The following is a 12,783-nucleotide window of genomic DNA, read 5'->3' on the forward strand; positions in this document are numbered from 1 at the left end:
AGTGCTGCTGCCCGTCACCGGCAGCAGCCAGGTCGCGTGATCAAGCAGACATGATGTCGATAATGGTGATGTCTGTGGCAGACATGCCGTCTTTTACCATCTGCCCGATATTTTTGATAGTTTGCTCGACATCGTGCGAGACGATCCCCTGCCCCGACACCGAATGGCTGTTGATGGCCATCAGGAAGCCGCGCACGGCCGCGCCGGAGGAGGTGCTCACCTTCATGGCGCAGGAGGCTTTCGCCCCGTCACACACCATGCCGGCGCTGTCGCTCAGCACGTTCTGGATGGCGTGACAGGATTGCGCCAGGCTGCCGCCCGCCAGATAGACCATGGCCATGGCGGCCGCCGCGCTGGTGACCGTATTGCCACAGAACGCCGACAAGGGCGGATAGTGGGACTTGATGTAGATGGCCCCCAGGTGGCTCATGATGAGGGCCCGCGCCAACTGCTCCTCGCTGGCGCCGTAACGCTCGGCGATCACCACCACGGGGATGGTGGCGGCTATGCCCTGGTTGCCGCTGCCGAAGTTGCTCATGGCCGGCAGGCTGGCGCCCCCCATGCGGGCGTCGGAGGCGGCGGCGGTACGCATCACTATGCGGTTCATCACATCTTCGCCGATGAAGCCGGCGCTGATGCTCTTTTGCATGGTGCGACCTATCTCCAGGCCATAGGGGTGATTCATCCCCTCGTCGGAGAGCTTGCCGTTGAGCTCGGAGGCCTGGAGGATGAAGCGGATCTGCTCAAATTCCACCTGGGTAGCGAACTCATGGATGGCGGCGATGCTGATGTCGACGCCGTCACAGATGGCGCCTGTGGCCCCACGCTGGCTCTGATCGGCGGTGAAGGTCACCTCGCCGTCGCGGCGCTGCTCGACGATGCGGGTATGGCCGCCGCACAGGGTCACGTCGGCGCTGTGCTCCTCCCCCTTCTCATCAGCGCCGAACACACTCACGCGGCAGTAGATAAACTCGGGCGCCTCGGTGCGGCTGACCTGGACACCACCGGCATCGATCAGGGTCTGGGCACGGGCAACCTGCGCCGGGGTGATGGCGGCCAGCACCTCCAGTCCGGCATCGGCCTTGCCGCCGATGGCACCGGCGGCCGCGGCTATGGCCAGCCCTATCTTGCCGGTGCCGGGCACATAGACCCCCATGGAGTTCTTGTAGAGATTATCCGACACCGCGACCTCAATGCGCCGGACTTCACAGCCCAGTTGCCGAGCGGCGACGGCGGCGGCATAAGCGGCGGCGATGGGCTCGGTACAGCCCAGCGCCGGTTTGACAACCTGTTGAATAATCTGCAGATACTGCTGCCATGCTTGCTTCATTGCGGGGACCTTTTTATCAGCATTAACGGGCGATGTGGGCAATCGCTTCGATTTCAACCTTGACGCCCATCGGCAGATCCTTCACTGCAAAGCAGCTGCGGGCCGGGCAATCTTGCTGGAAATAGTCTTTGTAGACGGCATTGAACTGGGCAAAATCGCCGATCTCCGCCAGATAACAGGTGGTCTTGAGCACCGTATCCAGGCTGCCACCGGCCGCTTCCAGCACGGATCTCAGGTTTTCCAGCGATTGGCGGGTCTGGGCTGCGATCCCCCCCTCCACCACGCCGCCCTGCTGCTTGCACACCGGCAGCTGGCCTGAGGTAAAGATGAGGTCGCCATAGGCGGTGCCATGGCTGTAGGGACCGATGGCATCGGGTGCTGCGGCTGATGTGATGATGGTTTTCATATGGCCTCCACTTACATTCAAATAATGTTGCACTTGTGCAATTTGTTTCATGCAACATTATTTGCTTTTAAAGCCATCCGTTCAACTATTTTATAAATTTAAAACCAGATTAGCGCGATAACGCCGCATTAACACAAACTGTGAGCGCCATTCCGATTTGAGCCGATGAGAGAAACCCGCCATTGTTTAGGGTTTTTTATTCAACTATATTTGCGCCAACAATCACTCACATAACAACAAGGTCAACCATGGACGCTCACAGCACGACACTCACCCGGCCCGCCATGGGCACGCTGGAATGGAAAGAAGCAGTTCGTTTTGACAGCACCGACTGGGGCTGGATCATCATGAGCATCGGCATGGCCATAGGCGCAGGGATCGTCTTTTTGCCGGTGCAGGTGGGGTTGATGGGCTTGTGGGTCTTCCTGCTGTCGGCGGTGATCGGCTACCCGGCCATGTACATGTTCCAGCGCCTCTTCATCAATACCCTGGCCACCTCGCCCGAGTGCAAGGATTACCCCAGCGTCATCACCGGCTACCTCGGCAAGAACTGGGGCATGCTGCTCGGCGCCCTCTACTTCGTGATGCTGGTGATCTGGGTGTTCGTCTACGCCACCGCCATCACCAATGACAGCGCCTCCTTCCTGCAGAGCTTCGGGGTCACCCAACAGCTGCTCTCCGAGAACCCCTTCTACGGCCTGGTGCTGATCTGCGGCCTGGTGGCGCTGGCGTCCCGCGGCGAGAACCTGCTGTTCAAGATCTCCACCTTCATGGTGCTGACCAAGATAAGCGTGGTGGCCGTGCTCGGCCTCATGATGGTCGACAAGTGGGATGCGGCCAACATCACCGCCATGCCGGCGGCCGGTGACTGGATGAAAGACGCCATCATAATGCTGCCCTTCACCCTCACCTCCATCCTCTTCATCCAGAGCCTGAGCCCCATGGTGATCTCCTACCGCTCGCGGGAGAAGTCGCTGGAAGTGGCCCGCTTCAAGGCGATGCGCGCCATGAACATCGCCTTCGGCATCCTGTTCGTGGTGGTCTTCTTCTACGCCGTCTCCTTCACCCTGGCCATGGGCCACGAGCAGGCGGTCAAGGCCTCCGAAGAGAACATCTCGGCGCTGGCCATGGTGGCGCAAGGCATGCCGGGCCAGACCCTCAAGCTCTTGAGCCTGACCCTCAACATCTTCGCCGTGATGACCGCCTATTTCGGCGTCTATCTGGGCTTTCGTGAAGCCTGCCAGGGGCTGGCGATGAACCTGCTGCGCCGCGTCATGCCGGAAGATCGCATCAACAAGGGGCTGGTGGGTCGCGGCATCATGCTGTTCACCGTGCTGCTCTCCTGGGGCGCCATCGTGCTCAACGCCCCCGTGCTGAGCTTCACCTCCATCTGCAGCCCCATCTTCGGCATGGTAGGGTGCCTCATCCCGGCCTATCTGGTCTATCAGGTGCCGGCGCTGCACAAGTACAAGGGCGCCTCCCTCTACGTCATCATAATCACCGGCCTGCTGCTCTGCGTCTCGCCCTTCCTGGCGTTCAACTGACCCACCGCCAACCGGGCCGCGCGGCCCAATGTTCAACCGATAACGGGCCACCCTCTGGGTGGCCCGTTGGTCTGACTCATACAGCCCCGCCCTGCCCCGAAAAAGCCAAGGGGATCACAACTTGCACCCCAGTCTCACCGGACCTCGCCGGCTAAGGGTAATATCCAGCCATCGCGGTACACACCCGCCACTTCGGGTATCGAGGCTTCACATGAAATGGATTTTCACCCCGGCCATCCGGCTGGGCAATCAGCTCTCCTTCAAATACAAATTCCTGCTCTGGTCCTGCCTGATGCTGTTGCCGCTGGCCTACAGCATGACCAACCTGCTGGGGCGATTGCAGGATGACAACAACCTGGCCCGCAGGGAGCTGGCGGGCGTGGTCAAGCTGGCCCCTGTCCCCGCCATCGAGCAGGCGCTGCTGACCCATCGCAATCTGGTCACCCGGCACGCCTATGAGCAGGCCCCGGCCACCGAGGAGGAGGTCAAGGTGGCGGCCCGGGCCGTGGAAGCGAGCCTTGCCGCCTTCGTCGAGACCAAACAGAGCAACCCCGCCTTCGACGCCCTGGCGCAAGGCTGGTCCAGCCTGCAAAGCGAGGCGCTCGGGCTGGAGGTGGAGCAGAGCAACCTGCGCCACGACAAGCTGCTGACCGAGGTGCGCCACCTCTACAAGAGCACCACGGCCGCCAGCAGCCTGATCCAGGATCCGGCGCTCGGCACCTACTACATGGTGATCCTGGCCAGCGAGCGGCTGCCCCAATTGCGCGATCTGCTGGCCCAGGTGCGGGACAGGGCCGCCACCATAGCCGACTTCGGCCTGTTTCAGGCAGAGGGCTACAGCGGCCTGCGCTTTCGCCTCGATCTCATCAGCGCCACCCTGCAGGAGCTGGAGGCCGACTTGACCCTGCTCTACCAGATAGCTCCCGCCTACCGCACCGAGCTGGGCCAGCAGACCGACGCCCTGTTGCAGCAGCTGCGCCAGGGAGTCGATACCCTGGAAAACAAGATGATGAAGGATCAGCTGGTACAGCTCTCGACCAAAGAGGTGCTGGCGCTGGGGGATGGCATGGACACCGCCATCACGGCACTGGCTGCCCAGGTACGCCAGCGGCTGGAGGCGGATCTGCACCAGCGGCTGGCCGCCAACCAGCGCCACTTCTGGTGGGTGACGGCGCCGCTGACCGCCATACTGCTGCTCTATCTCTATCTGATGATCGGCGCCTACCTCTCCCTGCGCGGCACAGTGGGCCGGGTGCGGGAGATAGCCGCCCGGGTCAATGCCCAGGATCTCAGCCAGCAGATCGCGATCGTCGGCCAGGATGAGCTGGCTGACATCAGCCGGGATTACAACGTGACGCTGCAGACGCTGCGCACCTTGATGTTGCGGGTGCGGGAAAACGGCGTCACCGTGGTGGAGAGTGCCACCGACATAGAGGCGCGCACCTGCCGCTCCCAGGAGGTGATTTCCGATCAGCAAGGGGAGACCCACCAGGTCGCCACCGCCATCAAGGAGCTGGCGGCCACCTCCCACGACATGGCGGGCAACGCCCTGCAGGCCGCCCGCATGACCCAGGAGGCGCAAACCGTGGTCGGCCAGGGCGAGGCCGTGGTCGAACGCACCATAGCGGCCATCGACCACATCAACCGCGAGGTGCTGCGCACCGCCGACGCCATCGGCCAGCTGGAGCAAAGGTGCAGCCAGATAGGCGGCGTCATCAGCGTGATCCGCGGCATCGCCGAGCAGACCAACCTGCTGGCCCTCAACGCCGCCATCGAGGCGGCGCGGGCCGGCGAGCAGGGACGCGGCTTCGCGGTGGTAGCCGACGAGGTGCGCTCCCTTGCCAACCGCACCCAGGGGGCGACCGTCGAGATCCAGCAGATGATAGAGCAGCTGCAGTCCGGCGCCCGCGCCTCGGTCAGCGCCATGTCGTCGGCCAGCCATGAGGCGCAGGAGGGGGTCGGTCTGGCCCGGGAGGCGAAACAGGCCTTTGGCGCCATCACCGAGAAGGTGGATCGCATGGTCGATACCAACTCCGTCATCGCCAGCGCCATCGAGCAGCAGGGGGCCGTGGTCAACGAGATAGAACGCAACGTGGTGCGCATCTCGGATGGCAGCGACGAGGCGCTGCAGGTGGCCAACGCCGCCCGCGATGCCGCCCGCCAGATCCACCGGCTCACCGAGCAGATGCGTACCATGGTGCAGAGCTTCACGCTCTGACGTCGGTTGACGGCTCGTTCGACAACCCTGCCACCAGCCTCGTGATGAGGCTGGTTTTTTGTTTGCCCTGCCAGGCAGAGCCCATTGTTTTGTCTGGCGAAAAAAGTATCGGCCACCCATTGTGCGATGCGGTGAAAGCAGGGTAATCTCCAGCCACAACAAGATTCGAACGTTACCTTTTTTGCCTGCAAGAGGCGCGGGGATCAGTTCGACAAGATGAAGGTCACATCATTTACCACCCGTTCAGGCGAGGAATCGCAGATGGCTAGATACCAGTTTTTTACCGTTCCGGCATCCAACCGGCAGCAGTACACCTTTGTCGACATGGCCTCCCCCACCTTTCTGATCGAGAAAGCGGCGCTGCTGGCGCAGGGGTTCGAGGTGGAAGAGGATTTTATCGATGCGCACAGCCGGGAAGAGGCGGTGGAGAAATACAGATCCAACTTCCTCTACGTGGCCGATGAGGTGGGCAAGTCAGACAGCAGCTACGCCGCGGCGAGCGCCCTGATGGAGATGGGCAAGCAGCTGTTTGAGCGCAAGACGAACGGCTGACGGGAAAGAAACAGAAGGTGGCCATCGCGGCGCATTGCCCGATGGCCATCAGACAGCCCGGCTCAGAAGCGGGCCAGTTGCTGGAGCATGGCGATCAGCTCCTCCTCGCTGCTGGGCTCATAGGCCAGCTCCAGTCTCGGTGCCGCGCCCCCCATCAGCATGTAAACTTGCGTGCTGCAGTGGTCATAGTGATACCACTTACCGTCGATACAGACGTCGGTATAGCATCTCGGGTCCCTTTCAAGTTCCATATTCACATCCTTTTGTTACATACCACCAACATCACTCCTGACCGTAAAATAACCCGCCCGCGGCAGACTTGATGCAGATCAAGAGAAGAGGCGGACTGAGGCCGATATCTGCCGGATCCGGGCCTTGAGCCCCCTACTGCAAACATCCACTACTCAAATGAAGATGGCCGCCCCGCCTCCCGCGCGCCGCAAGAGGATGGCGATGCCATCAACAAAAACGGCGCCCGAAGGCGCCGTTTTTCATTCCCGTCTTTTTGTTTCCACCGACGGGGCGAACAAGCCAGAGGCTTATTCGTCTTCCAGATAGGCGTAGCCTTGCAGACCCAGCTCCAGCTCGTCGAGCAGGGCCTTGCGGGTCGCGTCGTCCAGCGCCGGGTGGGAGACGATGCGCTGGTAGTTCTCGCGAATGACGGAGGGGTCTATGTTGACGTAACGCAGCAGCTGATCGACGGTATCGCCGCGCACCACGTTGCGAATGTCCATCTTGCCTTCGTCATCGAGCCACACTTCCGCGCAGTGGGTGTCACCGAACAGGTTGTGCAGATCCCCCAGGATCTCCTGATAGGCACCGACCAGGAAGAAGCCGACGTGGCACACTTCGTTCTCGGCGTACTCCGGCATCGGCAGTGTGCTCTCGACACCCAGACCGTCGACGTAGTGCTCCACCTGACCGTCCGAGTCGCAGGTGATGTCCATCAGGATGCCGCGGCGGCTGAGCGGACGCTCGAGACCGGTCAGTGGCATCACCGGGAACACCTGGCCGATACCCCAGGCATCCGGCAGGGACTGGAACAGGGAGAAGTTGGCAAAGCACTTGTCGGCCAGTTTCTCGGAGAGCTCGTCAGCCAGCGCGCGGTGGTTGCGGTTGACCGGGTTGAGCAGCTCTTTGAGCGCCAGACAGGTGTTCTGGTGCAGCATCTCGGCCCAGGCGCGTTGCTCCAGGTTGAGCAGACCCATGGTGTACTGGGTGTTCACGTCGCCCAGATCCGCCACAGAGTCGTGGAAGATCTCCAGCAGGGAGGGATCTTCGCTGCGCAGGTCCAGCCAGCCTTTCCACATGTTCTGCAAAATGGTGGGGGCGTCGTCATCCGGTGCGCTGATGTCGCTCATCTCCACCCCTTCGGCACCAATCAGATTGGTGACCAGCACGGCGTGGTGGGCGGTCAGGGCACGGCCGGACTCGCTGATGATGGTCGGGTGCGGCAGGTCGAACTCGCGGCACACATCGCCTATGCCCCACACCACGTTGTTGGCGTACTCGGACAGGCTGTAGTTGGCGGAGCAGTGACTCTGGGAGCGGGTGCCCTCATAGTCCACACCCAGACCACCACCCACGTCGACCACGTCGATGGGCACGCCCAAACGACGCAACTCGGAATAGAAGCGGCCGCACTCGCGGATACCGCCCTGGATGTCACGGATGTTGGCGATCTGGGAGCCCAGATGGAAGTGCAGCAGTTGCAGGCAATCCAGCTTGCCGACGCTGCGCAGGCGCTCGACCAGCGCCAGGATCTGGGAGGCGGAGAGGCCGAATTTGGACATGGAGCCGCCGCTCGATTCCCACATGCCGGAGCCGGTGGAGGCAAGCTTGGCACGCACCCCTATGTTGGGCTTGATGTTGAGGCGAGCTGACTCGTCCAGCACCATTTCCAGCTCGGAGGGTTTTTCCACCACGATATAGACCTTGTGGCCCATCAGGTTGCCCAGGAGGGCGTGGCGGATATATTCGCGGTCTTTGTAACCGTTGCAGACGATCACCGAGCCTTGCTCATGGTGATGGGACAGCACGGCCAGCAGTTCCGGTTTGGAACCAGCTTCCAGGCCAAGCCGGGGCTTGTCGCTGTAGGACTGGCTGATGGTCTCGATGACACGACGCTGCTGGTTTACCTTGATCGGGTAAACGCACAGGTAGTCCCCTTCATAGCCTGACTTCTCGATGGCCTGACCAAAGGCGTTGAACAGCGCATCGACCCGACTCTTGAGGATGTCGGGGAAGCGCAGCAACACTGGGGTGGTCAGCCCGGACTGACGCAACTGTTCGATGGCATCAGAGATGACGATGTGTGCGTCAGGGCGTGACTTGTCGGGAGCGACGGTCACATGACCGGCGTCATTGATGTTGAAAAAACCCGCACCCCAGTAGGGAACGTTGTAGACCTTCAAGGAGTCCTTGCTGGACCAGTTAGTCATGGGCTATGCCTCGCAAATGAGCGGCCAGTGGCCGCCTTCGTTACCCTCAATCACATCCAGACCATCGAGTGCAAAGCGTGGCGAGCCAAGGCTGCCTGCTGGAGTCTGGAAAGTCATCTGTCTGAGCCCGCGGCGCAGGGCCGCTTGACCTCGACCGTGACTCTCTGTCACATCCAGACCATCTCTTTGCACATCGCGGCAAGCCTGTGGCTGCCTGGTGGATTTTGGGAAGTAACGAGTCTTGATGTGGGGCTGGTGGCTTTACATCAAGCTCAACGGTATGCGGTGCTGCGCAAACAGCGCCGCGGTACTTTGATGACAGACGACATCAGCCACGCCGTCAGTTCATCATTCGGCCGCATCACGACGACAAGGGAGGTTTCAAAGAAGAAAGCGAAGACGCCAGCACGCAAGCGTGTTGATGGACGACCACGACCACAGCCCAACTCAACACCAGTGACCGCCCATGACAAGGGAAGATGATGAGCCATTGGCTCACTCGGTCAGATGGATAATGAGTGTCCGTTGTTCTCCCTGATACCGGAGCCTAACCGGTATTAAAGAAACCATACCCCAGCAGTGTCTGTCGTTTCTGCGTGCCTCGCCCTATAGGCGTATGATCTTTCAGGTTTCTGGCGGCCTCTGCCTGCTTCAGGGTTACCCTTGGATCGGCGCGGAGTGTACACACTTACCGCCAGCGGTGACAATAAAAAATAGTGTTCAAAAACTGCTTTTAATAAGGCGATCAAATCTTGCTGCCGATGAGGCTGGCACTGGGATGCCGAGGCTCGCCCGCAGGCCATTCTTGCCCCTGAAAATAGCGCGGGATTGGCCCCCTCGGGCAGAGCCCTTGTGGCACCACGCCGCACACCGGATGGGGCTTAATTACAACGCGCTTAAAAATGCCAATTTCTCGTTATTTTATTCTGCGTGGAATATCAGTAGCCACCGCTTGCTCTACCTTACACGCTTCACGCCACATCTTCGCCAAAAAATGTGACAAAAACTGCGCTGACGCAATAAGCACCCCGGCAAGATTGGCCACAATGGCCCTTCACCACAGGTTTGAGGCTTGCCAATGGATACCCTGCTTGAGCGTTTTCTGCGTTACGTGACTTTTCATACCCGCTCCGATGCGACCAATCCCGTCTGTCCCAGCAGCGAGGGGCAGCTTATCTTCGCCCGCGCCCTGCAAGGTGAGATGCAGCAGATGGGGCTGACCCAGGTCACCCTGGACGAGCACGGCTACCTCACCGCCTGCCTGCCGGGCAACCAGACGGATGCGCCGGCCATCGGCTTGATTGCCCACATGGACACCGCCGACTACGAGGCCCAGCAGGTGGTGCCCCAGATCATCGAGAATTATCAGGGAGGGGACATCTGTCTGGGCAAGGGGGACGAGGTACTGGCCATTCGCCAGTATCGCTGCCTGAAAAACTACCTGGGCCAGGATCTCATTACCACGGATGGCACTACCCTGCTGGGCGCCGACGACAAGGCGGGCATCGCCGAGATCCTCAGCGCCATCGCCCATCTGCAGGCCCACCCCGAGATCCCCCGTGGCGACGTCTGGGTCGGCCTCACTCCGGACGAGGAGATAGGCCGCGGCGCCGATCTGTTCCCGCTGGACAGATTCCCGGCCAAATGGGCTTATACCGTCGATGGTGGTGAACTGGGCGAGCTGGAGTATGAAAACTTCAACGCCGCCAGCGCCACTGTGCGGTTTGTCGGCAACAACGTCCACCCAGGCACCGCCAAGGGCAGCATGATCAACAGCCAGACCCTGGCCGCCCGCTTCCACGCCGCCATGCCCCCCGAGCAGACCCCGGAGGCGACCGACGGCTACGAGGGCTTCTTCCACCTGGCCCAGATGAGCGGCACTGTGGAGGAGAGTACCCTGCATTACATCATCCGCGACTTCGATGACGACAGCTTCGCCGCCCGCAAGGCCCAGCTCAAGGAGCGGGTCGCCTCCTCGCAGCTGGATGCCCCCAAGGCACGCATCGAGCTCACCCTGACCGACAGCTATCGCAACATGCGCAGCCAGATAGAGCCGCACATGCACATCATCGAGCTGGCCAGGGCCGCCATGCAGGCCGCCGACGTGGTGCCCAAGATCAAGCCCATTCGCGGTGGCACAGATGGCGCCCGCCTCTCCTTCATGGGCCTGCCCTGCCCCAACATTTTCACCGGTGGTCACAACTTCCACGGCAAGCACGAGTTCATCCCGCTGCAATCCATGGAGAAAGCGGTCGCCACCCTGGTCGAGCTGGTGCGGCTGACCTCGGCCTGGCGCAGTTAATCGGGCAACCAGCGCGACCACGACCACAAAGAGGGGAGCCGGTTAGCGGGCTCCCCTCTTTGCTAGCAAGCAGTCATCCCGCGGCACAAGGGAGGGAACAGAACACTGCCATTCCCTGCCCCTGCCATCAAACCGTCATCCCGCTGCCACATGGCGGGAACAGAAACCGCACATGCTGGGGCAAAGGTTCACCGGAGCTTTGCCCATGTTCAGCGTCGATACCCTGCTACGACAATACCTGCCCCACCTCCCGGACAAGACGCCGCTGCGCCCCCTGCTCGGCCGGGGCCTGCGCTGGCTGCTGCACGAAGAGGCCTTCCAGCACTTTGCCGGCCGCTACCCCCATCTGCGCGGACTCGATTTCGTTGAGCAGGCGCTGCAGCAGCTCGATTTTGACTACCGGGTGAGCGAGACACAGCTGGAGCACATACCGACCTCGGGCCGGGTCATTATCGTCGCCAATCACCCCATAGGCTCGCTGGACGGGCTGGCACTGCTGCGCCTGCTAGGTCGCATCCGGCCGGACGTCAAGATAGTGGCCAACCAGCTGCTGGCCCAGCTGGCGCCGCTGCGCCCCTTGCTGTTGCCGGTGGACAACCTGGGGGGCAAGACCGACCGACGCGCCATTCTGGCGATGGGCGAGCATCTGGCGAGCGAAGGGGCCCTGGTCATCTTCCCCGCCGGCGAAGTGTCGCGCCTCGGCCCCAGGGGGGTGAAGGATGGCCCCTGGCAGGGGGGCTTCATCAAGCTGGCCCAGCGTACCCGCACCCCGCTGGTACCCATCCACCTGGGCGGGCGCAACGGTCTGGGTTTCTATCTCGCCGCCTGGCTCAACAACGCCTGGGCGGGTCTCTTGCTGGTCAAGCAGCTGTTTCGCCAGCAGGGCGGGCGCATTGCCGTCACCATAGGGGCGCGCATTCCGCCGGCCAGCCTGGCCGGACTCCCCACCAAGACGGCGGCGCAACTGGTGCGCAGTCACCTCTACCGGATCGGCAAGGGCAAGCGGGGCAAACTCGCGACCGAGGCCCCCATAGCCCTGCCGGAGGAGCGCCGTCAGCTCAAGCAGGCCATCGAGGCTTGCGAGGCCCTCGGCCACACCCCGGACGGCCAGGGGATCTACCTCTACCGGCGCCATGAGCTGAGCCACTCGGTGATCCTGCGCGAGCTGGGGCGCCTGCGGGAAATAGCCTTTCGCGCCGTGGGAGAAGGCTCGGGCAAGCGGCGGGATCTCGACGCCTTCGATGATGACTATCACCACCTGATCCTGTGGGATCCGGCCCGGCTCGAGATCATAGGCGCCTACCGCTTCGCCCCCGTGGCCGAGCTGATGGCGAGCAAGGGAGTGGCCGGCCTCTACAGCCATACCCTGTTCGGTTTCGAGGAGAAGCTGCTGCCCCGGCTGGAGCTCGCCATCGAGCTGGGCCGCAGCTTCATCCAGCCCGCCTACTGGGGCAAGCGGGGGCTGGATTACCTCTGGTTCGGCATAGGTGCCTACCTGGCCCGCTATCCCCACTACCGCTATCTGTTCGGCCCTGTGTCGCTCTCCGGCAGCCTGCCGCCGCCGGCCAAGGATCTGCTGGTGAGCTTCTACCGCCAGCACTTTGCCCCCGAGCTCGCGCTCGCCCCATCGCGCCGCCCCTACCCCGCCACAGCGCCGCTGTTTGCAGGGCAGGACTACGCCGCCGATCTGCGGGAACTCAAGGCCCGACTCGACAATCTGGGCTGCGCCATCCCCACCCTCTACAAGCAATATTCCGAGCTGTGCGAGCCGGGCGGCGTGCAGTTCATGGATTTCGGCATAGACCCCGACTTCAACCACTGCATCGACGGCCTGGTGTGGGTAGACACAAGCCGCCTCAAACCCCACAAGCGGGCCCGCTATATCGGCAGCCCCCTGGGTCACCCGAGCCGCACTCAGCCTGCCGCCTCGACCACCGGCACCGAGCGCGGCGGAACATGCTCAACCGTGGATTGACCAACAACAAACAGG

10 protein-coding genes are annotated in these 12,783 nt (G+C 62.1%); 6 read left to right on the top strand and 4 right to left on the bottom strand.

From position 1 onward, the window contains the following. Positions 1-40 precede the first annotated feature (40 nt). The gene (locus CK910_RS19880) at positions 41-1,330 is read right to left on the bottom strand and encodes an L-cysteine desulfidase family protein (protein ID WP_098984453.1); all 1,290 of its coding nucleotides are present in this window, start codon (positions 1,328-1,330) and stop codon (positions 41-43) included. Positions 1,331-1,352: 22 nt separating this feature from the next. Beyond that, the gene (locus CK910_RS19885; protein WP_043135200.1) at positions 1,353-1,736 is read right to left on the bottom strand and encodes a RidA family protein; all 384 of its coding nucleotides are present in this window, start codon (positions 1,734-1,736) and stop codon (positions 1,353-1,355) included. A gap of 248 nt (positions 1,737-1,984) precedes the next feature. On the opposite strand from CK910_RS19885, the gene CK910_RS19890 reads away from it, so the two are divergent. From CK910_RS19890 to CK910_RS19900, 3 genes are all read left to right on the top strand, one after another. Beyond that, positions 1,985-3,280: an amino acid permease gene (locus CK910_RS19890; RefSeq protein ID WP_216640166.1), complete on the top strand. Its 1,296-nt coding sequence runs from the start codon at positions 1,985-1,987 to the stop codon at positions 3,278-3,280. Positions 3,281-3,491: 211 nt separating this feature from the next. Further along, on the top strand, positions 3,492-5,498 hold the full coding sequence (locus CK910_RS19895) for a methyl-accepting chemotaxis protein (protein ID WP_098984455.1): 2,007 nt from the start codon (positions 3,492-3,494) through the stop codon (positions 5,496-5,498). A gap of 261 nt (positions 5,499-5,759) precedes the next feature. Beyond that, positions 5,760-6,050 carry a hypothetical protein gene (locus CK910_RS19900; RefSeq protein WP_098984456.1) on the top strand — a complete coding sequence of 97 codons (291 nt, stop codon included), beginning with the start codon at positions 5,760-5,762 and terminating at the stop codon, positions 6,048-6,050. A gap of 62 nt (positions 6,051-6,112) precedes the next feature. On the opposite strand, the gene CK910_RS19905 is transcribed toward CK910_RS19900, so the two are convergent. Beyond that, positions 6,113-6,301, bottom strand: coding sequence for a hypothetical protein (locus CK910_RS19905; protein WP_042865725.1), 189 nt, complete (start codon positions 6,299-6,301; stop codon positions 6,113-6,115). A 288-nt stretch (positions 6,302-6,589) separates the two neighbouring features. Next, positions 6,590-8,491 (bottom strand): biosynthetic arginine decarboxylase, encoded by a 1,902-nt coding sequence (gene speA / locus CK910_RS19910; RefSeq protein ID WP_043135196.1) that lies wholly within the window; start codon positions 8,489-8,491, stop codon positions 6,590-6,592. A 27-nt stretch (positions 8,492-8,518) separates the two neighbouring features. Between speA and CK910_RS23905 the strand changes: the two genes are divergently transcribed. From CK910_RS23905 to CK910_RS19925, 3 genes are all read left to right on the top strand, one after another. Further along, complete coding sequence (locus CK910_RS23905) at positions 8,519-8,974, top strand: hypothetical protein (RefSeq protein WP_157774654.1); 456 nt, start codon at positions 8,519-8,521, stop codon at positions 8,972-8,974. 595 nt (positions 8,975-9,569) lie between these two features. Next, entirely contained in the window at positions 9,570-10,793 is a 1,224-nt protein-coding gene (pepT, locus tag CK910_RS19920; protein ID WP_098984457.1) for a peptidase T, read from the top strand. Between the two features lie 205 nt (positions 10,794-10,998). Next, entirely contained in the window at positions 10,999-12,768 is a 1,770-nt protein-coding gene (locus tag CK910_RS19925) for a lysophospholipid acyltransferase family protein (protein WP_253852752.1), read from the top strand. Positions 12,769-12,783: the final 15 nt, after the last annotated feature.

This window comes from Aeromonas sp. CA23, from assembly GCF_002587065.1.
GTDB lineage: Bacteria > Pseudomonadota > Gammaproteobacteria > Enterobacterales > Aeromonadaceae > Aeromonas > Aeromonas bestiarum.